Raw genomic sequence first — 25,634 nt, forward strand, 5'->3', positions numbered from 1 at the left:
GCGGCGGGTCAAGCAGACGGATGGTGACGGGCAGCCCCGCCATGATGCGGAACAGGGCCGAGAAATCATCCCGCTGGAAGGGCAGCAGCGCCCCAATGGCACGGGCACGGGCTTCCGGTTCTTCCGTCATGATCATCTGGCGCACGTGGCCAATCCGATCCGGGCCGAAGAACATGTGCTCCGTACGGCACAGGCCAATGCCTTCCGCGCCGAAGCGACGGGCTGTTTCAGCATCTTCCGGCGTTTCGGCATTGGCACGAATGCCCAGACGACGCACGGAATCGGCCCAGCCCATCAGGGTGGAGAAATCGCCAGAAAGAGAAGGCGGAATGGTGGGAACACGGCCCAGATAGACAGCACCCGTGCCGCCATCCAGCGTGATCCAGTCACCAGCCTTCAGGGTATGACCGCCAACGCTGAGCGTCTGTGCCTTGTAGTCCACGGCAATGCTGCCAGCACCTGCAACGCAAACACGGCCCATACCACGGGCCACCACGGCAGCGTGGGATGTCATGCCACCACGGGTTGTCAGCACACCACGGGCGGCGTGCATGCCATGCACGTCTTCGGGTGAGGTTTCGATACGCACCAGAATGACATCTTCACCCTTGGCGGCACGGTCTTCCACATCTTCAGCGGAGAATGCAATCACGCCGGTAGCTGCACCGGGGGAGGCCGGAAGGCCGCGGGCAAGCTGTGTACGCTCGGCTTTGGGGTCAAGAACCGGGTGGAGAAGCTGATCAAGCGAGGAGGGCGGAACCCGTGTAATGGCGTCTTCCTGCGTGATCAGACCTTCGCGTGCCATATCAACGGCAATGCGCAGTGCGGCTGCAGCGGTGCGTTTGCCGTTACGGGTTTGCAGGAGGTACAGCTTGTTGCTCTGCACCGTGAACTCAATGTCCTGCATGTCCTTGTAGTGGCGTTCCAGTAGTTCGCGCACCTTCAGCATTTCCTGATAGGCCTGCGGCAGCGCCTTTTCCATGGGGTTCTGATCAGGCGTGGCGCGCTCGGCGGACATGGGCTGCGGCGTGCGGATACCCGCCACCACGTCTTCACCCTGCGCGTTGATCAGGTATTCACCGTAGAAAATGTTCTCGCCGGTGGAGGGGTCACGCGTGAAGCAGACGCCGGTGGCGCAGTCATCACCCATGTTGCCGAACACCATGGACTGAACGTTGACAGCTGTGCCCCAGCTTGCCGGAATATCATGCAGCTTGCGGTAGGTGTTGGCGCGCGGGTTCATCCAGGAACCGAACACGGCACCAATGGCGCCCCAGAGCTGATCCTTCGGGTTTTCAGGGAAGGGTTTGCCCGTTTCGTTCTGAACAATGCTCTTGTAGTCCTTGACCACAAGCTGCCAGTCTTCAGCGCTGAGGGCGGTATCATCTTCCTTGCCCAGTTCCCGCTTGGCCTGTTCCAGAATGTCTTCAAACCGATGGTGCGGGACACCCAGCACAACGGAGCCGTACATCTGGATGAAGCGGCGGTAGCTGTCCCACGCAAAGCGGGCATCACCGGAGGAGCGGACAAGCCCTTCCACCGTTTCATCATTCAGGCCCAGGTTCAGCACCGTGTCCATCATGCCGGGCATGGAAACACGGGCACCCGAGCGCACGGAAACAAGAAGCGGTGCGTTGGCATCACCGAAGCGCAGCCCCATGGCCTTTTCAACCCGGCCCATGGCATCCTCAATCTGGGATTCCAGCTCTGCCGGGTAGGCGCGGCCATTTTCATAAAAGGCGGAGCAGACTTCAGTGGTGATTGTAAATCCGGGCGGAACTGGCAGGCCGATGTTGGCCATTTCAGCCAGATTGGCCCCTTTGCCGCCGAGGAGATTGCGCATTCCGGCGTTGCCTTCATTATGGCCAGCGCCGAAACTATAGATCCACTTGGTCATTTTGCCGTTCACTTCGTTGGTGCGAACGCAGAGCCAGCTCTACCCCGATCGAGGGGATGGGAACTACCGGAGCAACGGGCCGATCTGCGAACGGATTTTATTTTTTTATTTTGGACGACTTAATCCACCCCATCGATAGCAACGAGCATGACGCGTTTTGTTTCCCGCGGCAATGACTCTTTTTGGGCAAAGGCCCGCTTCAGGCCGGTCTTAGCCCTGACTTGCGCAAAAATCGTTCCATCCGGCTTCGTCCAGCGTATCAATGCCGAGTTCCGCCGCTTTTTTGGCTTTGGAGCCCGCTTTTTCTCCCAGAATGACAAGGTCCGTTTTTTTGGAGACGGAATCAGACACTTTTGCCCCCATCCGCTCCGCCATGGCGCGGGCCTCCTGCCGGGTGAGGGTGTGCAGGGTGCCGGTAAACACCACGGTCTTGCCTGCCAGCGGTCCGCCGGAGGTTTGTTCTTCCTCTGTTATGTTCAGGAACGATCTCAGGTCTTCCAATGTTGCAAGGTTGTGCTCCTCGCTCATGAAGGCCACCAGATCATCCGCGATCACGCTGCCAATGCCGGTGATGGAGCCCAGTTCAAGCCGTTCGTCTGAACCAATGATGGCGGCCTTGCGCAACTGTGCCACCCAGTTTTCATACGTGCCGTAATGGCGCGCCAGCAGGCGGGCGTTGCTCTCGCCAATGCGGCGGATTCCCAGCGCAAAGATAAAGCGGGAGAACGCAATGGTGCGGCGGGCTTCTATGGCCTGCATCAGATTACGCACAGACTGTTCGCCCCAGCCATCCCGCTTCATGATGCTTTCCGCATGGGTGTGCAGGCGGAAAATATCCGCAGGGGTGTGAATCAGCCCTTCCTCATAAAACTCGCGGATACTGCGCTCGCCCAGCCCTTCAATGTCAAAGGCATTGCGGGAGACAAAATGGATAAGTCGCTCCACAATCTGCGCAGGGCAGGTCAGGCCCCCTGTGCAGCGGCGCACGGCTTCCCCTTCCGGCCGCACGGCCAGCGCGCCACAGGCAGGGCAATGGTCAGGGAAGTGGAATGGCTCCGCACGGGGCGGTGCATCCGGGCCCGGTGGCACCACCGCCAGAATTTGTGGAATGACATCACCTGCGCGTTGAATCTGCACCGTATCGCCGGGGCGCACATCCTTGCGGGCAATTTCGTCTTCATTATGCAGCGTGGCGCGCATGACCAGCACCCCCCCCACATTGACGGGGTCCAGATGTGCAACAGGGGTTAGGGCGCCGGTGCGGCCTACCTGAATTTCAATGGCCCGCAGGGTGGTAATGGCCTGCTCTGCCGGGAACTTCCACGCCACCGCCCAGCGGGGCGCGCGCCCCGCAAAGCCCAGACGTTCCTGCAATGTCAGATTGTCTATCTTGTAAACAACGCCATCAATATCGTAGCTCAGCGCGGCGCGGGCACGGCCAATCTCTTCAAAAAAAGCTTCGGCACCACTGGCCGCTTCCAGCCTGCGGGAGAGCGGATTGACCGGAAATCCCCATGCCCGCAACTGCTCCAGATACGCCCAATGGCTGCGGGCCTGCTTTTCTGAACTGAAGCCCATGGCGTAGGCGAACAGAGAAAGAGGGCGGCGGGCGGTAACGCGAGGGTCAAGCTGCCGCAAGGAACCCGCGGCTGCGTTGCGTGGGTTGGCGAAGGGTTTGCGGCCAATGGCTTCCTGCGCTGCGTTCAGCGCCAGAAAATGCTCTTTGGAGAGGAAGACTTCCCCACGAATTTCAATCAGTTCCGGCGCGTGCCCCTCAAGCTGCTGGGGCAGATCCTTCAGCGTGAGCAGGTTGGCGGTCACATCCTCGCCTTCCGTGCCATCGCCTCGGGTTGTGCCCCGTACAAAGCGCCCGTTTTCATAGGTCAGGCTGATGGAAAGCCCGTCAATCTTGGGTTCGGCCACAAAGGCCAGCTTCTGGGCATCCGCCTCGCTCAGCCCCAGAAAGCGGGTCGCGCGGCTGATGAAGGATTCAAATTCTGTCTGATCAAACACGTTGTCCAGAGAGAGCATGGGCACCAGATGCCGGTGCTTGCCAAAAGCATTGTCCGGCGCGGCCCCTACGGTCTGGGCGGCACTCTCTGCCGGTTCAGACTCCGGGTGAAGCGCCACAATGGCATCGTAGCGTTTGCGCAGGGCGTCATATTCAGCGTCGCTCACTTCGGGCGCATCATGCGTATGATAGGCGGTATTGTAACGGCCTATCAGGTCTGCAAGGCGGGTGAGTTCGGCTTTGGCCTGTGCGGCGTCCAGTTCAGTCGGGGCGAGGTGTTCAGTCATTCTTCTGTCCAAGCAGGCTGGCGGCGGCGGCGCGGGCGGCATCGGTAATCACGTCTCCGGCCAGCATACGGGCAATTTCTTCCTGCCGTTCGTCCATGCCAAGCGGTGCAGCGTGGGTGGCGGTATTGCCATTGCGTACAATCTTGCCAATGCGCAGATGGGCATCCGCACTGGCCGCCACCTGCGGGCTGTGTGTCACGGCCAGCACCTGCACGGACCGGCTTGCCAGCCGGTGCAGGCGTTCCCCAATGGCGGCGGCGGTGGCACCGCCCACACCGGCGTCAATTTCATCAAACACAATGGTGCCAATGGCGGATTGCTCCGCCAACACCAGTTTGAGCGCCAGCATCAGGCGGGAAAGCTCACCGCCGGAGGCCACCTTGGCCAGTGGGCCGGGCGGCTGGCCGGGGTTGGCCGCAATCAGGAAGGTAATCTGCTCCATGCCCTGCGCACTCCAGTTTTCAGGGGGCAGGGGCTGGATATCCACCAGAAAGCGGGCCTTTTCCAGTTTGATGGGTTTGAGTTCACGGGTCACGGCCTGTTCCAGCTTGCGGGCGGCTTTTTCCCGCGCAGCAGAAAGGCGTCTGGCGGATGTTTCATACACCGTGCGGGCTTCCTGCATGGCCTGTTGCAGCGCATCCAGATGCGTGACGCCGGTTTCAAGTGCCGCCAGCCGCAGGGTCAGCCGTTCGCGCAGGCCGGGCAGATCTTCGACTGTCACGTCATGTTTGCGTGCGGCGGCACGCAGGGCGAACAGGCGCTCCTCCGCTTCTTCCAGCAGGCGGGGGTTGGCTTCCGATTCATCAGCCAGACGAGAGAGCAGGGTTTCTGCTTCCGCCAGTGCGTTTTCTGCGCCTTCAAGGGCAGCCAGAGCCTCGCTGGTGCGGGCCTCCAGCGGGTCATGGATCGTTTTTTCGGCAGAAGGAGGCGGAAGCAGGCGTTGCAGAGCGCGGCTGGCACCCCGTAAGGCCGCCGCCGGGCCAGCATTGCGCCGGTCTCGCGGGTTCAGTTCTGCTTGGGCTGCCGCTATGGCCTCACCGCGCCGTTCCGCCTGTTGAAGGGCATGGCGCTGCTGGGCTAGCGCGTCTTCTTCTCCTGCTTGTGGGGCAAGGGTGGACAGTTCGTCCACCGTATGGCGCAGCCATTCTTCTTCCCGCGCGGCTTCCTGAAGATTTCTGCGTGCGGTTTCCAGTTCGGTAATCAGTTTCTGCCATGTCACGTAAGCGCGTGTTACATCCGTGAGCAGGGAAGACCCCACGCCATAGGCGTCCAGCAATCCGCGATGGGTGCTGGAATCGGCAAGCCCCATCTGCTCGTGCTGGCCCTGAATTTCCACCAGGGTGACAGCCACGCGACGCATGAGCGTGATGCCCACGGCCTGATCATTCACCCATGCGCGGGATCGGCCTTCCTTTGAAATAATGCGGCGGAGCATCAGGGGCTCCCCGGCTTCGGCCGGAATCCCCTGTTCGTTCAGCAGCGCATAGGCTGGGTGATCAAGTGGCACGTCAAAACTGGCGGTCACACGGGCCTCATCGGCTCCCGCGCGCACCAAGCCAGCACTGGCCCGTTCCCCCAGCGCCAGCCCCAGACTGTCAAGCAGGATGGATTTCCCGGCACCGGTTTCCCCGGTAAGCGCTGTGAAGCCTGCGTGCAGGGAAAGGTCCAGCGCCTCGATAAGCACCACATCCCTGATGGAAAGGTTTGTCAGCATGATGGGTCCGGTCTGAAAATCTGACGAAGACAATCTCTGAAGCGGTGGTGTGTTAACCGCCTTGAAGCGTTCTATAAAAAAAATAGGCGAACGGAAAGAGAACAGAAACAAAAAGGGGCAGACCGCAGCCTGCCCCTTTTGTGGAAAATGTTGGCGTGAGCACGTTCAGGCTCAGAGCACGCGGGCCTGATCTGGTGGTGCGGGCTCGGCCTTGACCGGTGCAACCGGCGCTTTCTGAATATCTATGGGCTGTGCCGCACCCGGCTGCTGGCCAAGGGCCGAAGGCGCAGGGGCCGCACCGGCTGCCGTAGGCGGTGTGGTTGTGGCGGCGGGGGCCTTGGGGGCGGTAATCAGCTTGCCCGGAACGGGGAAGTTGTCGCTCAGCAGTTTGTAACGCTTGAGGTTGCTGTAAGCAAAGCGGTACCATTTGCTGCCGGGGTAGTTGTAGCCTAGCACAATACCGGATTTACGGGCCTGATCTGTCAGCCCCAGATCAAGATAGACTTCCACCATACGTTCCAGCGCTTCGGGCACGTGGTTGGTGGTCTGGAAGTCTTCCACAACGCGCTGGTAGCGGTTGATGGCGGCTTCATAGTTGCGTTCCTGCTGGTAATAGCGGCCTACCAGCATTTCCTTACCGGCCAGATGGTCACGGCACAGGTCGATCTTGAGCTGGGCATCTCGTGCGTATTTGGACTGCGGGAAGCGGGTAATCACTTCCTCCAGCGCATCCATGGATTCCACGGTGCCCTGCTGGTCACGCTGCACATCGGCAATCTGTTCATAGAAGCACAGAGCGCGCAGGTAATAGGCGTAGGCGGCGGCCGCGCTGGTGGGGTGCAGGCCAATGAAGCGGTTCAACTGCTGCACGGCTTCCGGATACTTACCCTTCAGGTAATAGGAATAGCCTTCCATAAGCTGCGCGTTGGCAACATAACCTGAATAGGGATAGTTCTGCTGGAGCACCTCAAACTCGGCTGCGGCCAGCGTGTAACGGCGGGTGCGCAAGGCATCAATACCGTTATTATACAGCGTTTCAGCCGAAGCCAGTTTGGGAACTGGGGGCGCTTTCTCGTGCCCGAACAGCCCGCAACCGGACAAGCCCAACAGCAGACTGGCCGACACCAGATGGCGTATGCGGCAGCGAACGGAAAGAGGGTTGATAACGCTCACAGACATCCCGGCTCTTCAATTTGAAGCTGTCTTATAGCACGCATAGCGAGCAAGGAAAGGGAAGGAAAGATGGTCCGTGCGCTTTCTCTCTAATGTTCTTACGCAGCCACCCGCGCAGAAACGGCGGAAGGCGGGGTAAAGCGCCATGCTGACGGATCAGCAAACAGGGAGCGCAGAACCTTGTTGTTCAGGCTATGGCCGGACCGATGGCCAGTGAATGCGCCCTTGATGGGGGCACCCGCCAGATACAGATCTCCTACCGCGTCCATCACCTTGTGGCGGATGAATTCATCCGGGCACCGCAGGCCGGAGGGATTGAGAATCTGGTCTCCATCAACAACAATGGCGTTTTCAAGCGAACCACCACGGGCCAGACCGGCCTTGTGCAGGGCTTCTATTTCCTGCCGCAGGGTAAAGGTGCGGCTGCGGGCCAGTTGATGGCGGAAGGTGGCTGGTGTCAGTTCCAGCGCATAATCCTGCTTGCCAATGGCAGCGGCGGCAAAGTCAATCTGAAGAGACAGATGCAACGTTTGGGTTGTGGAGGGGCGGAGTTCAACAAAGGCTCCGTTCTGCTCTACCCGGATAGGGCGCAGCACTTCAATGCTCTGCCGTACGGCGTCCTGGGGCACACGGCCAGCGCAATCCAGCAGAAAAACAAAGTCAGCGGCCGAGCCATCAAAAACGGGAATTTCCGGGCCGTCCACCAGAACAAGGGCATTATCAATGCCGCAGCCATGGAAGGCCGCCATCAGATGTTCAATGGTGGCAATGCGGTTTGCGGGGTTGCCCGCTTCCCCCACAACGGTGCTCAGGCGCGTGTCCACCACGTAATCGAATCGGGCAGGCAGGGGCGCGGCGTTCAGATCGGTCCGCTGGAAAACAATGCCATGGCCAACAGGGGCTGGTCTCAGGGTCAGGTTGATCGGCGCGCCTGTATGCAACCCCGTCCCTACGCTGGAGATGGAGTGATGCAAAGTATGCTGCACGGCCTTGACCGTTCTGGCCCGGTTATGAGTGGGAACCGCATACGTTTCCGGAGTGGAGGAAAGAGTAATCGGTTCCATCAGGAGACTGTCCATGGCTCTGACGTTTTCCTGCTAGAGTGAAAAACTTTGCAGCTTAACGCTAAAGCCAGCGAGATGTTCTGGCGAGTCAATGATTATTGCCATCTATTACATTGAGAGGCTGTTTAAAAAGTCTGCCCAATCGGGCCGGCGGATGTTCGTTGCGCCTGAAAAATGGTGTTTTTTTGTTCCGATATGTCCGTATCGGTCTTTAAAAACCGCCTTTTCGGCTACAACAAATAGTCACCAGTCTGACGCTGCGGACTGTTCAAGCGGCCTCTAAAAAACGCGCTGCCCTATAAGGAGCAGCGCGCCAGAAAAAAGAAACGAACGGAAAAAATTACTGACGGCGCAGGAAGGTCGGGATTTCCAGCCCCGTGTCATCCGTATCGGCCTGCCGCACGCTTGGGCCCTGATCTGCCGGGCTGATGGTGGGCCGGGGTGCGGGTGCTGCCGGTTCGTTCCGAGGTTCATCCATGCCGGTGCTCCGGCGGAACGCGCCCGTTACGCGCCCGAACAGGCTGCGGGAAGAAGGCGGCGTGGGGTCCGGCTGATAAGACGAACGCGGTGTTTCCGTGAACAGACCAGAACGCGGAGACGGGATAGGCCGGGCTGCAGGCTGCGGCTGCTGCGGTGCTGCTGCGGGCGGAATCTGGCCCGGAATGCTGTGCGCAGGCGGCGGGGCCACGCGGGACGTACCACCCTGAGGAGCCTGATACTGCGGTTGGGCCGGTGCTGCGGCGCGTGGCTGCTGGGGGGCGCTGGCTTCCGGCGCGGCCTGAGCAGCCGTGTTGGTGGACGGAGCCTGACCAGCGCCAGTTGCGGCAGGGGCTTCCTGCGGTGTTTCTGCATCAGCTGGCACCAGATGCAGGCGTTCCGGAGCAGGAGGCTTCATGTCAATACCGGTCGCCACAACGGACACACGGATCTTGCCATCCATGTTGTCATCAATAATGGAGCCCCAGATCATGTTTGCGCCTTCGGCCACTTCACGCCCGATGCGCTTGGCGGCTTCTTCAACTTCAAACAGGGTCATGTCTTCGCCACCGGTGATGTTCACCAGCAGGCCCTGTGCGCCAGACATGGAGGAATCTTCAAGCAGCGGGTTGGCAATGGCGGCTTCAGCGGCCTCAATGGCGCGGTTTTCGCCTTCGGCCTCGCCGGTGCCCATCATGGCCTTGCCCATTTCCGCCATGACGCTGCGGATATCGGCAAAATCCAGGTTGATGTAGCCGGGGGCCATCATCAGATCGGTCACGCCACGCACGCCCATGTAAAGAACATGGTCAGCCATTTTATAGGCTTCACGCAGGGTCGTGCGTTCACTGGCAACGCGGAACAGGTTCTGGTTGGGGATCACGATCAGCGTATCAACATACTGCTGAAGTTCCTTGATCCCTTCATCTGCGATCAGGGCGCGGCGTTTGCCTTCATAGTCAAAAGGCTTGCTGACCACACCGACCGTCAGAATGTTCCGCTCACGCGCCATGCGCGCAATAACGGGGGCCGCCCCGGTGCCTGTGCCACCGCCCATGCCCGTGGTGATGAACACCATGTGCGAGCCGTCCAGATACCGTGCAATTTCATCCGCCGCTTCTTCCGCTGCCCCGCGGCCAACATCTGGCTTTGCGCCAGCACCCAGCCCGTGGGTCAGATGTGGGCCAAGCTGGATGCGGCGGTCAGCCCGGCTTTTGGCAAGGCTCTGGGCATCTGTATTGGCGACAACAAATTCCACGCCCTGAAGGTTTGACGTAATCATGTTGTCCACTGCGTTCGTGCCGCCGCCACCAACGCCGATGACTGTGATTCTCGGCGAGAAATCAGCGTGATTTTGAGGTGGAACGGTCAGATTCAGTGTCATGAGTCTCTCCTGGGAAACGGCAGCGGCAAACGGTATCTTTTGAAGGGCGGTGTGACGTGATGAGTCAATATTCTTTTAAGTATATCAAACTCTCTCACGAATAAAAGCGACGAGTTTTTGCAAAAAGCCAGATGGCGGGGCTTCCCTGAACTCCACATCGCCAAACGGACGTTCGGCGCTGGCAGCCCAGGACAGCAGGCCCGCTGCGGTGGCGAACCCTGCCGCCGCTGCGGTTTTTTCGGGCAGGCCCAGAATATGCTTGGGCCGTCCCAGCCGGACAGACCGGGTAAAGGCGGGTCCATGCCGGCCCTTGGCGGCGGGTGAACCCAGAATACGTTCTGCAAGGGGGCGCATGCCATCAAGAAGTGAGGCCCCGCCGGTCAACACAATGCGACCACTGGCGGCATTGCCCAACCCTGCGCCATCCAGTTTCTCCCGCACCAGTTCAAGCGTTTCTTCCATCCGGGGACGGATGATCCGGCCTAACTGAGCACGGGAAATTTGTTCAAACTGCGGCACATCATTGCCCAGCAGTTCAACGGTCAGCAGTTCATCTTCAACATCAGAGGCCAGATCCGCGCTGCCATACACCGTTTTAAGGCGTTCGGCATTCTCCAGTGACGTGCTCAGCCCCCGTGCAATATCGCGTGTGACATGCAGGCCGCCTACGCCAATCTGTGCGGTGTGCAGAATCTGACCTTCTCCAAACACGGCCAGAGACGTTGTACCACCACCCATCTCAATAACCGTCGTGCCAAGTTCACGTTCGTCGGCATCCAGCACGGACAGGCCGGACGCCATGGGAGAAGAAACGAGCGCCTCCAGCTTCAGTTCCGCCCGGCTGAGCACTGTTTCCAGATTCAGCAGCGCGGTGGAGACAGCATCAATAATATGCAGACGGGCCTTGAGGGTTTCACACAGATGCCCGCGTGGGTCTGCCACGTTCTCTGTATCATCCACCGTGAAATCAATGGGCAGGGTGTGCACAACATCCCGCCCTTCCACCGTGGCCTGCACGCGGCCTTCCGTTACCACGCGGCGGATGTCCGCTTCTGTCACCACACGTCCGCCCACGGGCCAACGCACATTGAACAACCGGCTGGCCGGGTGCCCGCAGGAGAGGTTGACCACCACGCGGTCTATGGTGCGTTCGGCCATCATTTCGGCCTGCCCAACCGTCGCGCGGATGGCGGTTTCCGCTTTGTGCAGATCCGTAATGGCCCCGTTGCGGATGCCATCAGACCGTCGCCAGCCGCAGCCAACCACCCGCAGGCCGCCATTGATCTCCCCGCGCCCGATCAGGCACGTGATCTTGGTGGACCCGATATCCAGCACGGCGGAATATCCGCTGCGCCAGGTGCGCGGGCGTTTGTTGGCCTCGGAAGGGGGCAGCGGCAGGATGGTTTCATCCCCGCTCATCCGCAGGCTGGAAGACGAGGAGGCAGGTGTCCCTTTCTTGCGCGGGCGGCCACCGAGGGAAAAATTGGGAGAAGAAGAGCGTGAGCGGTCGTTCATGTGGGGTTTCCCGGCGGGGGGGCTGAGGCGTGAGAGGAGCCACCCTGGGCGGAGTTCTGTTGTGCGGCATGACCGGGGGTGGTGTCCGGCCCGGCCTTGCCGGAGGAATCTGATTGTGGGGCCGCTTCTGGCGGTTTTTCCCGAATGGTCAGCCGGTCTGGCAGGCGCATGTCAATCAGCACCACCGGGCGATCAAGCAGGTGCGTGGTGGCATGCAGCTTGGCCAGACGGTGAATGGCCGGAACCTCTTCCCCTTCAGGCAGCAGCACGGTTGCGCCGTCTTTCAGCGTCAGGTTCCAGCGGCGGTTGCTCACGCGCACGGCCGCAACCATGCGGGAGCGTACGTCCGGCTCCTGTGCCAGTGCATCAATCAGGGCGGCGGCGGGTTCATTCGCACCGTCACCCACGACCAGCGGCAGTTTGGTGAAGGCTTCTGCATCCTTGCCGGTCATGCCCTGATCCGGCACCTTGTTGCCTTGGCGGTCTATCAGTTCAAAATGCCCTTTGTGCTGCCATACGGCAAACGGCGGGCGCTCCGTAATATGGACGTCAATCTCGCCAGACAGATGCCGTTCCACCACAACATGATCAATAAAAGGCAGGGCGTTCAGCCTGTCCCGCGCGTCCGTTACACTGAAGTTCAGCACCGGTTCGCCCACGGAAACGCCCAGCGCCTTGCGGATGGTGTCTTCACTGGTCAGTTGCGCGCCATCAATCTTGATACTGGTGACGCGCAGCGGCGCCTTGTTCAGCAGTTTGTCGCGCAGGGGGGCAAGCTGTTCCCGCGTGCCCGGCAGTTGCAGGTACAGATATCCCGCCCCCCCAAGTGCGCCCAGCACAAGAAGCCCGGCCAAAGGCCGCAGCAGCCGCTTTTGCCGCCGGGCGAACAGGCCAAGGCGTGACGGACGATCAGAAGGGGAAGGCGGGGTTCTCATCAGCGGCGAAGTGCCTCTTCAACCAGCCAGCCGCACAGTTCCGGGTAACTGATGCCACAATAAGCCGCCTGTTCTGGCAGCAGGGATGTTTCCGTCATGCCGGGTTGGGTGTTCACTTCCAGCAGCACAACCCGCGCCGGGCCGGTGCCGGTGTCATCCAGCCGGAAATCAGAGCGGGACGCGCCTGAACACCCCAGCGCCTGATGCGCGGACACGGCAATGGCACACGCCTGTTCCGCTACCGCCGGGTCTATTTGTGCTGGCAGCGTATGGGAAGAACCGCCCGCTTTGTATTTGGCGTCATAATCATAGAAATCATGCCCCTTGCCGGGGGTAGGGGTGATATCCGTGACTGTCAGGGCGCGATCTCCCAGAACGCCAACGGTGATTTCACGGCCAGGAATGAACTCTTCTACCAGGGCGTGCGGGCCATAACGCCAGCTTTGCACAATGCTTTCCCGAATGTTGGAGCCCTTGCGCACAATCGACACCCCGACGGAAGACCCTTCGCTTACGGGTTTGACCACATACGGGGCGGGCAGCGGGTCTGCGGCTTCCAGTTCTTCAATGGCAATCACCTTGCCTTCCGCCACGGGCAGCCCGGCGGAGAGAAACACGGCGCGGGCGGCGGCCTTGTCCATGGCGGTGGCGGAGGCACGCACGCCGGAATGGGTGTAGGGCAGGCCCATCCATTCCAGCACGCCCTGAATACACCCGTCTTCCCCCAGCCGACCATGCAGGGCGTTGAACACAACATCCGGCTTCTGGGCGGTCAGATCATTAACAAGCGCAGCCAGATCCGCCCCGGCATCCAGTTCCGTTACGGTATGGCCCAAAGTGCGCAGGGCGGCGGTAATTCCCTTGCCCGATGCCAGACTGACCTCACGTTCGGAGGAGATACCCCCCATCAGAACTGTCACACGTTTAGGGTTGCTCATGCCGGGGTTCCTGCCTTGCCAATGCGTTTGATTTCCCAATGCAGCGTGACACCCGCGTTCTGGGCCACACGCTTGCGCACTTCTTCCCCCAGCGCCTCAAGATCCGCTGCGGTGGCGGAGCCGGTATTGATCAGGAAGTTGCAATGTTTTTCGCTCACCTGTGCGCCGCCCAAAGTCAGGCCACGGCATCCGGCAGCGTCAATCAGTTCCCACGCCTTGCGGGGGGATACATCCGGGTCCGGGTTGCGGAAGGTGGAACCACCCGTTCTGGCCCGTACAGGCTGTGACTGCTCACGCGCGGCCCGGACATCCGCAATGCGGGCAGAAACATCAGCAGGGTTGGCAGGGGTGCCTCGCAGGCGCGCGCGCGTAACAAACGCTCCCTCCGGCAGGCCTGAGCGGCGGTAGCCAAAATTCAGCGCGCCGGCTTCCAGAGTAACAATGCTGCCATCCCGCGTGACAATTTCAGCCCAGTCCAGCACCGTGGCAATGTCCGAACCATAAGCGCCCGCGTTCATGCGCACAGCACCACCAATGGAGCCGGGGATACCGGCCAGAAATTCCAGCCCTGCCAGCCCTGCCTGTGCGGCGTGTTCTGCTACGGTGGCGTCCAGGCACGCGGCCCCCACCACCAGACCATCGTCTTCCACCACAACATCGGCAAAGCCGCGTGCCAGACGCACCACAATGCCATCCAGCCCGCCATCCCGGATGATCACGTTGGAGCATGCCCCCAGCGCCGTGACGGGCAGTTCTGGCGAGAGTTTCTGCATGACGGCAGCCAGATCCTGCGTGTCCGCAGGTTGAAACAGCCATTCCGCCGCGCCACCCACACGGAACCATGTGCGCGGCCCCAATGGAGCCTGAGGCGTGACCCGCCCGCGTGCGCCATCAAACGCCTGTTGCACCAGATCTGTCATGGTGACGGCACTCATGCCGCGCGTCCGCCTTTGGCCGTAGCCTGTAGCGCGGCAAGCTGTGCGGGCAGCGCCTGCGCCCAGTTGGTGATGGTGCCTGCACCAAGGCACACAACATAATCACCAGGTTTGGCGATGGCGTTTACCATTTCCGCCAGATGGTCCGGGCTGGAGAGCGGTACTACGGAGCGATGGCCGCGTTCACGCAGCCCTTCAATCAGCACGTCACGGTCAACGCCTTCAATCGGGTTTTCCCCGGCAGCGTAGATATCGGCCACAATCACGGTGTCCGCATCATTCATGCAGGTGCAGAAATCAGAGAACAGCATTTGCAGGCGGGAGTAACGGTGCGGCTGCATGACGGCAATCACGCGGTTGGCCCCGGCCTGCCGCGCGGCTTTGAGCACGGCGGCAATTTCAACAGGGTGGTGGCCGTAATCATCAATCACGGTAATGCCACCGGCTTCACCCGTGCGGGTAAAGCGGCGCTTGACCCCCCGGAAGGAGGCCAGACCGGAGCGGATAACGTCATCGCTGATATCCATTTCCGTTGCCACGGCAATGGCGGCCAACGCGTTCTGCACGTTGTGAGAACCCAGCATGGGCAGGCGGAAGGGGCCAGCCTTGCGGGTGCGGCGGGTGACGCGGTCCGTCAGGGTGACTTCAAACGTTGCGCCCATTTTATCGGTAATCAGTTTTTCAGCGCGCACATCAGCCTGTGGGGAGAACCCGTAGGTGACTATCCGATGGTCGGACAGGCGCGGGATCATCTGCTGCACGGCCGGGTGATCAATGCACAGAACAGCAAACCCATAGAACGGCACGTTGGAGACAAACTGGTCATACGCCGCTTCCATGGCCTCGGCAGAACCCCAGTGGTCCAGATGTTCCGGGTCCATGTTGGTCACAACGGAAATAACGGAGGGCAGACGCAGGAAGGAGCCATCGCTCTCATCCGCTTCGGCCACCATCCAGTCCCCTTTGCCCATGCGGGTGTTGGTGCCGTAGGCCTCAATAATCCCGCCATTGATTACGGTGGGGTCAAGCTGTGCGGCTTCCAGCACGGCTGCCACAAGGCTGGTGGTGGTGGTTTTGCCATGTGTGCCGCCAATGGCCACGGACCAGCGCAGGCGCATCAGTTCGGCCAGCATTTCCGCACGCCGCACAACGGGAATAAGGCGGCTGCGGGCGGCCACCACTTCCGGGTTGTCCCGGCTTACGGCGGTGGAGATCACAACCACCTGCGCATCACCCAGATTGGCGGCGTCATGCCCGATGGCGATGGGAATACCCGCCGCGCGCAGGCGTTTGACATTGCCGTTTTCCGCAATGTCCGATCCCTGCACGGAATAGCCGAGCATGGAGAGCACTTCCGCAATGCCGGACATGCCAATGCCGCCAATACCGACAAAATGGATGGTTCCAATGGAAAGGGGCAGGGCTCTCATGCGCTGAACTCCGTCTGGCTGGGTGGTGTCGGATAGGCGGGCGAGGGGGAAAGGTGCAAGCATTCTTCTACAACATCGGCCAGACGGGTGGCGGCGTCCGGTCGGGCGAGAGAGGCTGCGGCGGCCGCAGCCCGCGCCAGCTCTTCCGGAGCCGTGAACAAATCGCCCAGCCGGGAGGCCAGGGCGGCGGGGGTGAAATCCGGCTGGCGGATCATCCATCCGGCGCCAGCGGTGGTGATGGCGCGGGCGTTTTCTGTCTGCTCATCACTGGCGGCAATGGGCAGCGGTACCAGAATGGAAGGGCGGCCAGCGGTGGTCAGTTCCGCAACGGAAGACCCACCGGCACGGCCAATCACCAGATGCGCGCTCTGCAACAGGGCAGGCACATCGTTCAGGAAGGGCTCAACTCGCGCCTGAATACCCAGATCAGCATAGGCCTTGCGCACTTCATCCAGATCCGCCTTGCGGGCCTGTTGGGTTACACGCAGGCGGGCACGAATGGCATCGGGCAGTTTGCCAAGGGCTGCGGGCAGTTTGCCAAGGGCTGCGGGCACAACCTGCGCGAACACCGTGGCGCCCAGAGAACCACCCCATACCAGCAGGTTCAGTGTCTCGCCCGGTGGCACAAAACCTTCGCCTGCCAGCGCGGCAATGGCGGGCCGCACCGGCATGCCGGTAAAGGCGGTGTGGGCCCCCATGGGCAGCTTGGCGACGGAGGGGTAGGACGTGGCGATCACATCCGCAAAGCGGGAAAGCACGGCATTGGCCTTGCCCAGAACGGCATTGCCTTCATGAATGATCAGCGCCGGATGCTTACGGCCCAGCAGGCGCGCGCCCAGCAGCGGCGGCACGGATGGATAGCCGCCAAACCCCACAACGGCATCCGGCTGGATCGTGCGCAGGATGGAACGCGCCTGCCACGCACTGGCCAGCAGGGTTGTGCCGGCCTTCAGCGCCCGGATGGGGCCACGGCCAGCCACCCCTGCGCCCCGCAGCACATATTGCGGGCAGGTGGCAAACACGCCCTCGGTCCGCTTTCCGGCGCGTTCGTCCGTCATCAACACCAGATGGTGGCCGCGTTCGGCCAGCGCATCGGCCAATGCCTCAGCCGGAAAGAAGTGCCCACCGGTCCCTCCGGCGGCAATGACGATAGTGCGTGTGCTCATGCGGGCCGCCATTGTCTGAGAGTGGTCATGAAGCCGTTTCCGATTTGAGTGCGGCTGCCGGGCTGGTGCCGCGTAAGCGCCAGCACCATGCCAACCGCCAGAGCGATGGACATGGCGGAGGAGCCACCATAGGAGATGAAAGGCAGCGTCATGCCCTTGGTGGGGATAAGATGCAAGGTTGAAGCCATGTTCACAAAGGCCTGAAGCCCAAAACCCGTGACCAGACCCGTAACGGAGATGACCACAAACGGGTCATCCTCACGGATCAGCCGCAGCAGGGTACGCACCACAATCACCCCGAACACAAGGATAATGAGCATGCAGACAATCATGCCGTATTCCTCGCCTGCCACAGCAAACACGAAGTCTGCATGGGCATCGGGCAGAAGGTCTTTTACGCGGCCTTCACCGGGGCCACGGCCGGTCAGGCCACCATTGCCAAACGCGCGCAGGGCGGTGTCAATCTGGTAGTGATCCCCCACGCCGGGGTGCATGAACCGCTCCACGCGGGAGCGCACGTGTGGGAACAGGAAGAAAGCGGAAATGCCCGCACCAATCATGCAGGCCACGCCCACGCCCACCAGCACAAGGCTCAGCCCATCCACAAAAAGCTGGGTCATGAACACGGTGGTAATAACCGTGAGCATGCCGATATCCGGCTGGGATTTCAGCAGCATGAGAATGACGCCAAACAGCGCAAACGCGATCAGCATGCCCGGAAAATATTTGGACAGCCGCCGCTGTGTCAGCAGCCAGCCCGTGACCACTGCGAAGCAGGGCTTGAGGAATTCGGAGGGCTGGAGAGACATCAGCGGCAGCGCGATCCAGCGGCGAGCGCCCTTGATCTCAATGCCGTGCACCAGTGTCAGGGCCGTGGCCCCCAGCATCAGCGCGCCCCCCAAAAGGGAGAGCCGTAGAACCGCCTTGCGCGAGAGAGTGGAAACCCCGGTTACAATCACCCCGGCAATGGCAAGGAACATCATCTGTTTGAAGATGAACATGTTGCGTGATGCGCCAATGCGCACGGCAACCGCCGGGCTTGCGGCCATCATGAGGATGTAGCCAAACCCGATGAGAATGAACGCACAGATCAGCGTGGTGCGGTCAACATTGCGCCACCAGCGGCCCAGAACGGAATCATCACTGCGGGAATAACCAGGCATCAGCCGTTCTTTCCTGTCTGCGGTGTTGTCTCGGCGCTGACCGTGCGCGCCAGTTCCTGAAAACGCAGGCCTCGGGCTTCAAAGCCCGAGAACTGGTCAAAACTGGCGCAGGCGGGGGAGAGCAGCACCACCGGGGTCTGGGTCTGCCGTGCCACGGCGTAGGCTGCCGGAACAGCGGCTTCCAGCGTGCCAACCATCGTATAAGGCGCATTATGGGCCTCTAGCGTGGCGGCCAGTTCTTCCGCATCGCGTCCAATCAGGAACGTATGCGCCATACGGGGAAAATAGGGCACGAGAGAGGCGATGCCGCCTTCCTTGGCCATGCCGCCTGCAATCCACACCAGTTTATCGTAACAGCCCAGCGCGCGGGAGGACGCATCCGCATTGGTGGCCTTGCTGTCATCGACAAACACAACGCCATCCTGCTCGGCCACAACTTTCTGGCGGTGGGGCAGGCCGGGGAAGGTACGCAGGCCCGTGGCAATCTGGTTGTCCGTGATGCCAAGGAAGGACGCCATGGCATAGGCGGCAGCCGCGTTTTCCGCATTGTGGTTGCCGGGCAGCGCGGGGCCAATGTCCGCCACTTTCCGGGCATTGTGCCATATGGCGTTGGCCTGCCCGTACACATCGCTGGGCGGGGTGACAGGCGCGCCGGAAATGGTGATGCAGCGGGCCGGACCAGCTTTCAGGTGGGCAGCGATATCGCGGCACCATTGGTCTTCCACGCCAATCACGGCCAGATCGGCTTCTGTCTGGCCTGCAAACACGCGCGTTTTGACGTGTGCATAGCCTTCCATGCCAGCGTGGCGGTCCAGATGATCGGGGGTCAGATTCAGCAGGCAGGCGGCATCAAAACGCAGGGTGTCCAGCCGTTCCAGCATGTAGGAGGACATTTCCAGCACATACACGCCGTTATCGGGCAGCAGCGGCAATGCAAGGGCTGCGGGGCCAAGGTTGCCGCCCGCCGCTACGGGCACACCGGCTTCAGCCAGAATGTGGGCCAGCAATGTTGTGGTGGTAGATTTGCCGTTGGTGCCGGTAATGCCTGCAAACCGCGCCTTGCTGCCAGCACGTCGCACGGCCTGATACAGCAGTTCTGCATCGGAAAGGATAGGCACGCCTGCTTCCTTGGCCAGCAGGGCGACCGGGTGCGGCTTTGGCAGGACGTGCGGAATACCGGGGGAGAGCACAAGCCCGTCAAACCCCGTAAGTGTTTCAATCGGCGCGCAGGTTATGCGGGCGGCAACATCCGCAGGCAGATCGGCGCATTGGTGGGCCAGCGCCGTGCGGGCGGTTTCTCCATCATCCCACGCCTGCACACGGGCACCGCCCTTGGCCAGAGCCAGTACAGCAGGCACGCCGTTCCGGCCTAAACCCAGAACGGCGTAATGATGACCCGTGAAGAGCGTGGAAGGAAAAGAGTTCATCGCAGTTTCAATGTGGCGAGACCGCACATCCCCAGAATGACGGAAATAATCCAGAACCGGATCACGATCTTCGGTTCCGCCCAGCCTTTTTTCTCAAAATGGTGGTGGATGGGGGCCATCAGAAACACCCGCCGCCCAGTGCGTTTGTACCAGAACACCTGAATGACGACGGAGAGCGTTTCCACCACAAACAGGCCCCCCACAATGCACAGAACCAGTTCATGCTTGATGGCCACAGCCAGAGCGCCTAGCGCGCCGCCCAGAGAGAGCGAGCCTGTATCCCCCATGAACACGGAGGCAGGCGGGGCGTTGAACCACAGAAAGCCCAGCCCGGCCCCGACCAGAGCGGCGCAGAAAACCGCCAGTTCTCCCGTGCCCGGCACGGCATGCACCTGCAGGTAATCCGCAAATACATGGTTGCCCACCACGTAGGAGAGAATACCAAACACCATGGCGGCAATCACCACTGGCACAATGGCCAGCCCGTCCAGCCCATCCGTGAAGTTCACGGCGTTGCCAAAACCGGTAATGGTGATCATGGCGAAGATGGGGAAGGCGAACCCCAAGGGCAGCAGCAGGTCTTTTACAAACGGAAAGGCCACCATGTTGGCAAGATCTGCTGGCATCAGGGATTGCAGCCACCAGCCACACAACAGGGAGGTTGCAAATTCACACCCCAGCCGTGTGCGTTTGGAAACGCCGTCTGTATTGCGGCGGGAGAGCTTGAGGTAATCATCCGCAAAGCCTACCGCGCCAAACGCCAGCGTGGTCAGCAGCACAGCCCACACAAACCCGTTCTGCAAATCTCCCCACACCAGTACAGACAGCGTGAGGGAGAACAGGATCAGCACACCGCCCATGGTGGGGGTGCCGGTTTTTTCCAGCAGGTGCCGCTCCGGCCCAAGGGCGCGGATGGGCTGCCCGCCACGCTGGATGCGCCGCAGCATGGCAATCAGCGGTTTGCCCATCAGCAGGCTGATCACCAGCGCCGTCAGGCAGGCGCAGCCCGCGCGGAACGTGATGTAGCGCAGCAGATTGAAAAGGGGCAGATGCCCGTCATGGATGGAATTGGAGGCAAGAAGATACAGCATCTCAGGCAGGCTCCACCGCGCTCAGGGTGGTCAGCGCTGCAATCACGTCCCGCATGCGGCTGCCTAAACTCCCTTTCACCAGAACGGCGTCTCCCTTGCGCAGCGCGGCGCAGACCAGAGGAGCCAGAGTGGCGGCGTTGTCCGCCCATGCGCCCTGTTTAGCGTCAGGCAGGGCATCAAAAAGGGATTTCATGTGAGGTCCGCAGCAAAAAACAAGATCAGCAGAAGCAGCGGCTGGCTGGGCCAGTGCCGCATGTTCCGCGGTGGAAAACTCTCCCAGTTCACGGATATCGCCCAGAACGGCAATATGGCGGGAGGCAGGAAGAAGGCGCAGCACATCCAGCGTGGCGCGGATGGACGCGGCAGAGGCGTTATAGCTCTCATCCAGCAGGGTGATATCGCCCCCGGCGATGGTGGCCAGCGCACCACGGCCCTTGCCGGGACGGAAGCTGGCAAGCGCTGCTGCCGCACGGGCAACATCGGCCCCGAAGGCTGCGCATACGGCAAGGGCTGTCAGCGCATTGCGGGCCAGATGCGTACCGGGTGCTTCCAGCCGCACCGGCACGCTTGACTGACCCAGATGAGCCGTAAAGCTGGAACCACCTTCTACCGCGTTCAGAGTATCCAGATGCGCAAAGCTGTCCGGCTTCAGGCCGCTGAGCCACAGGGTGGCATGGGCCTTTTGCGCGGCAGCGTGGAATATGGTCTGTCCGTGGGCATCATCCGGCACAATGGCGGTGCCACCGGCAGGCAGGGCGGTGATGATCTCCGCTTTTTCCTGCGCAATGGCGTCCAGACTGCCCATATGGCCCAGATGCGCAGACCCGATGGTGGTGATCACCGCTACATCCGGGCGCACCATGCGGGCCAGAGGCAAAATCTCACCGGGATGATTCATCCCGATCTCGCTGATGCAATAGGCAGCATCACGCGGCAGACGGGCGAGGGTAAGCGGCACACCCCAATGGTTGTTGTAGGAGGCCACGGCGGCATGGGTCGGGCCAAGTGCACTCAAGGCCACGCGCAGCATGTCCTTGGTGGTGGTTTTGCCCACGCTGCCGGTAACGGCCACCACCTTGCCCCCAAATCGGGCGCGGGCGGCATGGCCCAAAGCCTGCAACGCTTCCTGCGTATCCGCCACAACCAGCAGGCGTGGGTCTGCAAGGCCCGTGGTGTCATGCACCATCACGGCGGCGGCCCCTTTTTCAAGCGCCATGGCGATATGGGCGTGGCCATCACTGTTATCGCCTTTCAGGGCAATAAACAGGTCTCCTGGTGCCAGCGTGCGTGTATCAATGGAGATACCGGTAATACCCGCATCGTTCTGCGGGGTTCCTGTAAACTGGCCACCTGTTGCGGCTTCCAGTTCCTTCCGCGTCCAGAGCACACTCATGCCTGTGCCGCCGGGGCGGCGTTCGCCAGTCTTTGCCCGGCCAGCGTGCGCAGAACATCCGCATCATCAAACGGATGAACTTCCGTGCCAATAATCTGGCCCTGTTCATGCCCTTTACCGGCAACTACCAGCACATCCTGCGGGCCGAGCATGGCCAGCGCCTCGGCAATGGCGGCACGGCGGTCCCCAATTTCCAGAGCATCCGGCGCACCAGCTTTAACATCGGCACGAATGGCGGCGGCATCTTCCGTGCGCGGGTTGTCATCCGTAATAATGGCAATATCCGCACCGCGTGCAGCTTCCTGCGCCATCAGGGGGCGTTTGCCCTTGTCACGGTCTCCGCCTGCACCAAACACCACAATCAGACGCCCAAGGGCGTGCGGACGTAGCGAGGCCAGAAGGCGAGCCAGTGCATCGGGCGTGTGGGCGTAATCAACATAAGCGCTGGCGCCGTTAGGCAGCACAACCGCGCGCTCCATCCGTCCGCGCACACCTTGCAACTGCGGCAAAAGGTCCACCATCTGCATCAGTGCGGCATCATCCGGCGCGGCAAGGGCTGCGGCCAGCAGGGCGTTATCCACCTGAAACCGGCCCGGCAAAGCGAGCGAGATCGTGTGTTTCTGCCCGCCCACATCCAGCACCAGTTCCTGACCGGAGGGGAGGGGGGTGTGCGTGATCAGGCGTATTGTCTCTCCGGCCTCTCCCACCGTGCGCAGGATGAGGTTACGGGTGCGGGCAATGGCACGCAGGGCATCAAGCGTCACGCTGTCCATGTCTGCATTGGCGGCGGCAATCCGGCCACTGGGCAGCAGGTCAGCAAACAGTTTCAGTTTGGCCTCACGGTAAGCTTCTACCGTGCCGTGATAATCCAGATGGTCACGCGTCAGGTTGGTAAAGCCTGCGGCGGAGAGGTGCAGGCCATCCAGCCGGTTCTGTTCCAACCCGTGGGAGGATGCTTCCAGCGCCACATGCTGCACACCCGCCCGTGCCAGTGCAGCCAAACCGTTGGCGAGTGCCACCGGGTCTGGTGTGGTGAGAGCCGGCATGGTGATGGGCGGCAGATCCACCCCCGTCAGGCCAAGCGTGCCTAACCCGGCGGCCTTCAGTCCTTGCAGTGCCCATAGCTGGCGCAGGAAGTCCGCAGTGCTGGTTTTGCCGTTGGTGCCTGTAATGGCCACAAGGTTTTCTGGTTGCGGGCCAGCCAGCGCGGTAGCCATCACCGCCAGAGCGTGGCGTGGGTTTGGGGTCAATACAAGCGGGCGTTCTGGCACGTTTTCGGGCCATGTGGTGCCAGTGGGGGCCAGCACGGCAACCGCCCCTTTTTCAACGGCGCTGGCAATAAAGGCACGTCCATCGGCTTTTACACCGGGCACGGCGGCAAACAGCGTGCCGGGCGTTACAGCACGGCTGTCTGCCGTAATGGCCGTTACGCTTACGTTCCCGCTCAGGGTATCAGACGGGTGGCCGTCAGACAGTCCTGTGGCGTGCAGTTCCGAGGCAGTCAGACCAGCGATATGGCGTAATGAGGACAGGGAAAGGCTCATTCGTCCATAACCTCGCTTCCGTGTTGTTTCTTCAGTTCGGCCAGCTTCTGTTTTTCAGCCGCTTTTTCTGCCTTGCGGGCAGCCTCCGCCTTGCGCGGATCACCGGGATCATTGCCCGGCCCCAGAGGCCTTACGCCACGCGGCACGGGTGGGTGCATGGGCAGCGCCATGGCGGCGTCAATTTCCGCTGCATGCGCCGTATCCGGGAAGATCTGAAGCATCGGGCCAATGCGGGAGATAATTTTGGAAACAGTAGGTGCTGCGTTCCAGCCAGCCGTTGTCCATCCGTGTGTCTGGGGTGTGGGCTTGGGGCTATCCAGCATGACGTATACGGCGTAGCGCGGCGTATTCATGGGGAAAATGCCCGTAAAGGCCGAGATGTTGACGTGCTTCAGATAGCCACCATGCGGGCCGATCTTTTCTGCCGTGCCGGTTTTACCACCCACAAAATAGCCGGGAGATTCCGCCGTGCGTCCGGTGCCGCTGGTGACATCCAGCCGCAGCAGGCGACGCAACAGAGAGGAATTCTTCTCCGAGATCACGCGCGTGCCTTCCGGTGCCGGAAGAGGCTCTTCTCCAGTATCGGTTTGGGCGGTGGGCGTTTCTGCCGCCGCAGCGGGCTTGGGCTGGGCAACGGCCTGCTCAAGGGCTGCGGTCTGCACACCCTGAGCCAGCGGATTGTCTGGGGCATTGCCAGCCATGGCGGCGGCGGCATCTTCCCGTTCAAGCAGGGTGGGTTTCAGCAGAATGCCACCATTCACGGTTGCAGCGGTGCCGCGCACAATGGCCAGTGGCGGTTCTGCCATACCGTGCCCGAAGCCGACGGTCATGGTGGTGGAAATACTCCACTGGTGCGGCACCAGCGGGCGGGCGGCTTCTGGCAGTTCCACTGGCACGGGCGCAAAAAAGCCCATGTTGTGCATCCATTCCGCCTGTTTCTTGCCGCCAACATCCAGTGCGATGTGGGCCGCAGCCGGGTTGGAGGAATAAGCCATCACTTCAGGCAGCGTCAGCCACTCACTGAAATGATCGCTCTTCATGTCGGAAATCTTGAAGCGGCCCACATGGATCGGCACGGAAGAAAAGCGGTCCCAGATATGAATGGTGCCAGTTTCCAGCCCCATGGCCGCCGTTTGCAGCTTGAAGGTGGAGCCAGGCTCATACAGCCCGGTCACGGCCCGGTTGAAGCGGGCATCGTTAGTGGCGTGGTTGAATTCGTTCGCGTCATAATCAGGCAGGCTGACCATGGCGACAATTTCACCAGTGTGCACATCCATCACAATGGCGCACGCCCCAATGGCCTGGAATGTGGTCATGGCGTTGGCCAGTTCATCCCGCACTACGGACTGCACGCGTACGTCCAGTGAAAGCCGCAGTGGGCGATGGTCAGACATCAGGCGCTTGTCAAAATAGCGCTCCACGCCAGCCACGCCGTGATCATCAATATCCACCGTGCCCATGATCTGGGCCGCCATGTGGCCAAGCGGATAATGGCGGCGTTCACCCGGCTCAAAATAGATGCCGGGAATACCCAGACTGTTGATGGCCAGTTCCTGCTGGGGCGAGATGTTGCGGGCGATATAAACAAACTGTTTGGGCAGGGAGAGCCTGCGCACAGTCTCGGCTTCATCCAGATCTTTCAGAACGGATTTCAGCTTTTGCGCCACATCCTGCGGGTCAATCAGTTCCTGCGGGTTGGCGTATACCTGTGCCACCGGCAGGGAAAGAGCCAGCGTCTGGCCATTGCGGTCCACAATGGAGGCGCGATGCACCTGCGGCAGAGAGAAATCTCCCGCAAGACTGGCTTTGGGGTCGATCTTTGGAATTTCAGGAACCTGAGGCGCAATCTGGCGTTTTTCAGGTGCCATGGGGTGCAGTACGGTGGCGATGGTCAGCTTGACGGCCACAACCGCAAACAGCACGCAAAAGCCGCCTGCTACCCCCAGAAGTCTGACATGCATCTGATCCCGATGGGTCCGCGCACGAAGGTCATCACCCGTGACGCGCACAGTGCGCCCCACAGGGGAGGTGTTTTCAGGTTCGTGCGGCGGTAGGGCCATTGCGGGGGATAGACACTTTCAGACAAGAGA

At 61.2% G+C, this 25,634-nt stretch carries 18 protein-coding genes; all 18 read right to left on the bottom strand.

Annotation, left to right across the window (positions count from 1 at the left end; genetic code table 11):
* Positions 1-1,897 (bottom strand): pyruvate, phosphate dikinase (ppdK, locus tag AD944_RS06295; protein WP_061474800.1); only part of this gene is annotated, 1,897 nt, incomplete at its 3' end.
* Positions 1,898-2,107: 210 nt separating this feature from the next.
* Positions 2,108-4,195, bottom strand: a complete 2,088-nt coding sequence (gene ligA, locus AD944_RS06300; protein WP_045542784.1) for an NAD-dependent DNA ligase LigA — start codon at positions 4,193-4,195, stop codon at positions 2,108-2,110.
* On the bottom strand, positions 4,188-5,909 hold the full coding sequence (recN, locus tag AD944_RS06305; protein ID WP_045542801.1) for a DNA repair protein RecN: 1,722 nt from the start codon (positions 5,907-5,909) through the stop codon (positions 4,188-4,190). The genes ligA and recN overlap by 8 nt, the downstream gene beginning before the upstream one ends.
* Before the next feature lie 171 nt (positions 5,910-6,080).
* The gene (locus AD944_RS06310; protein WP_045542785.1) at positions 6,081-7,088 is read right to left on the bottom strand and encodes an outer membrane protein assembly factor BamD; all 1,008 of its coding nucleotides are present in this window, start codon (positions 7,086-7,088) and stop codon (positions 6,081-6,083) included.
* Between the two features lie 92 nt (positions 7,089-7,180).
* Complete coding sequence (lpxC, locus tag AD944_RS06315; RefSeq protein ID WP_045542786.1) at positions 7,181-8,161, bottom strand: UDP-3-O-acyl-N-acetylglucosamine deacetylase; 981 nt, start codon at positions 8,159-8,161, stop codon at positions 7,181-7,183.
* Between the two features lie 325 nt (positions 8,162-8,486).
* A complete protein-coding gene (gene ftsZ, locus AD944_RS06320; RefSeq protein ID WP_035380419.1) occupies positions 8,487-10,007 on the bottom strand; it encodes a cell division protein FtsZ in 1,521 nt (506 codons plus the stop codon).
* Between the two features lie 84 nt (positions 10,008-10,091).
* The gene (ftsA, locus tag AD944_RS06325) at positions 10,092-11,522 is read right to left on the bottom strand and encodes a cell division protein FtsA (protein WP_045542787.1); all 1,431 of its coding nucleotides are present in this window, start codon (positions 11,520-11,522) and stop codon (positions 10,092-10,094) included.
* On the bottom strand, positions 11,519-12,457 hold the full coding sequence (locus AD944_RS06330; RefSeq protein WP_045542788.1) for a cell division protein FtsQ/DivIB: 939 nt from the start codon (positions 12,455-12,457) through the stop codon (positions 11,519-11,521). Before AD944_RS06330 ends, ftsA begins: the two co-directional genes overlap by 4 nt.
* Positions 12,457-13,395 carry a D-alanine--D-alanine ligase gene (locus AD944_RS06335; RefSeq protein WP_045542789.1) on the bottom strand — a complete coding sequence of 313 codons (939 nt, stop codon included), beginning with the start codon at positions 13,393-13,395 and terminating at the stop codon, positions 12,457-12,459. The genes AD944_RS06330 and AD944_RS06335 overlap by 1 nt, the downstream gene beginning before the upstream one ends.
* Positions 13,392-14,330 carry a UDP-N-acetylmuramate dehydrogenase gene (gene murB, locus AD944_RS06340; protein ID WP_045542790.1) on the bottom strand — a complete coding sequence of 313 codons (939 nt, stop codon included), beginning with the start codon at positions 14,328-14,330 and terminating at the stop codon, positions 13,392-13,394. The genes AD944_RS06335 and murB overlap by 4 nt, the downstream gene beginning before the upstream one ends.
* The gene (murC, locus tag AD944_RS06345) at positions 14,327-15,760 is read right to left on the bottom strand and encodes a UDP-N-acetylmuramate--L-alanine ligase (protein WP_006558221.1); all 1,434 of its coding nucleotides are present in this window, start codon (positions 15,758-15,760) and stop codon (positions 14,327-14,329) included. Before murC ends, murB begins: the two co-directional genes overlap by 4 nt.
* On the bottom strand, positions 15,757-16,926 hold the full coding sequence (gene murG / locus AD944_RS06350) for an undecaprenyldiphospho-muramoylpentapeptide beta-N-acetylglucosaminyltransferase (RefSeq protein ID WP_045542802.1): 1,170 nt from the start codon (positions 16,924-16,926) through the stop codon (positions 15,757-15,759). The genes murC and murG overlap by 4 nt, the downstream gene beginning before the upstream one ends.
* Positions 16,923-18,089, bottom strand: a complete 1,167-nt coding sequence (locus AD944_RS06355; RefSeq protein ID WP_045542791.1) for an FtsW/RodA/SpoVE family cell cycle protein — start codon at positions 18,087-18,089, stop codon at positions 16,923-16,925. The genes murG and AD944_RS06355 overlap by 4 nt, the downstream gene beginning before the upstream one ends.
* Entirely contained in the window at positions 18,089-19,516 is a 1,428-nt protein-coding gene (gene murD / locus AD944_RS06360) for a UDP-N-acetylmuramoyl-L-alanine--D-glutamate ligase (protein ID WP_045542792.1), read from the bottom strand. Before murD ends, AD944_RS06355 begins: the two co-directional genes overlap by 1 nt.
* A complete protein-coding gene (mraY, locus tag AD944_RS06365) occupies positions 19,513-20,607 on the bottom strand; it encodes a phospho-N-acetylmuramoyl-pentapeptide-transferase (RefSeq protein WP_006558217.1) in 1,095 nt (364 codons plus the stop codon). Before mraY ends, murD begins: the two co-directional genes overlap by 4 nt.
* A 1-nt stretch (position 20,608) precedes the next feature.
* A complete protein-coding gene (locus tag AD944_RS06370; protein ID WP_045542793.1) occupies positions 20,609-22,000 on the bottom strand; it encodes a UDP-N-acetylmuramoyl-tripeptide--D-alanyl-D-alanine ligase in 1,392 nt (463 codons plus the stop codon).
* Positions 21,997-23,544 (bottom strand): UDP-N-acetylmuramoyl-L-alanyl-D-glutamate--2,6-diaminopimelate ligase, encoded by a 1,548-nt coding sequence (locus tag AD944_RS06375; protein ID WP_145912864.1) that lies wholly within the window; start codon positions 23,542-23,544, stop codon positions 21,997-21,999. Before AD944_RS06375 ends, AD944_RS06370 begins: the two co-directional genes overlap by 4 nt.
* Positions 23,541-25,604 (bottom strand): peptidoglycan D,D-transpeptidase FtsI family protein, encoded by a 2,064-nt coding sequence (locus AD944_RS06380; RefSeq protein WP_045542794.1) that lies wholly within the window; start codon positions 25,602-25,604, stop codon positions 23,541-23,543. Before AD944_RS06380 ends, AD944_RS06375 begins: the two co-directional genes overlap by 4 nt.
* Between the last annotated feature and the right edge of the window lie 30 nt (positions 25,605-25,634).

Origin of the sequence: Acetobacter tropicalis (assembly GCF_001580915.1) — a bacterium.
Taxonomy (GTDB): Bacteria; Pseudomonadota; Alphaproteobacteria; order Acetobacterales; family Acetobacteraceae; genus Acetobacter; species Acetobacter tropicalis.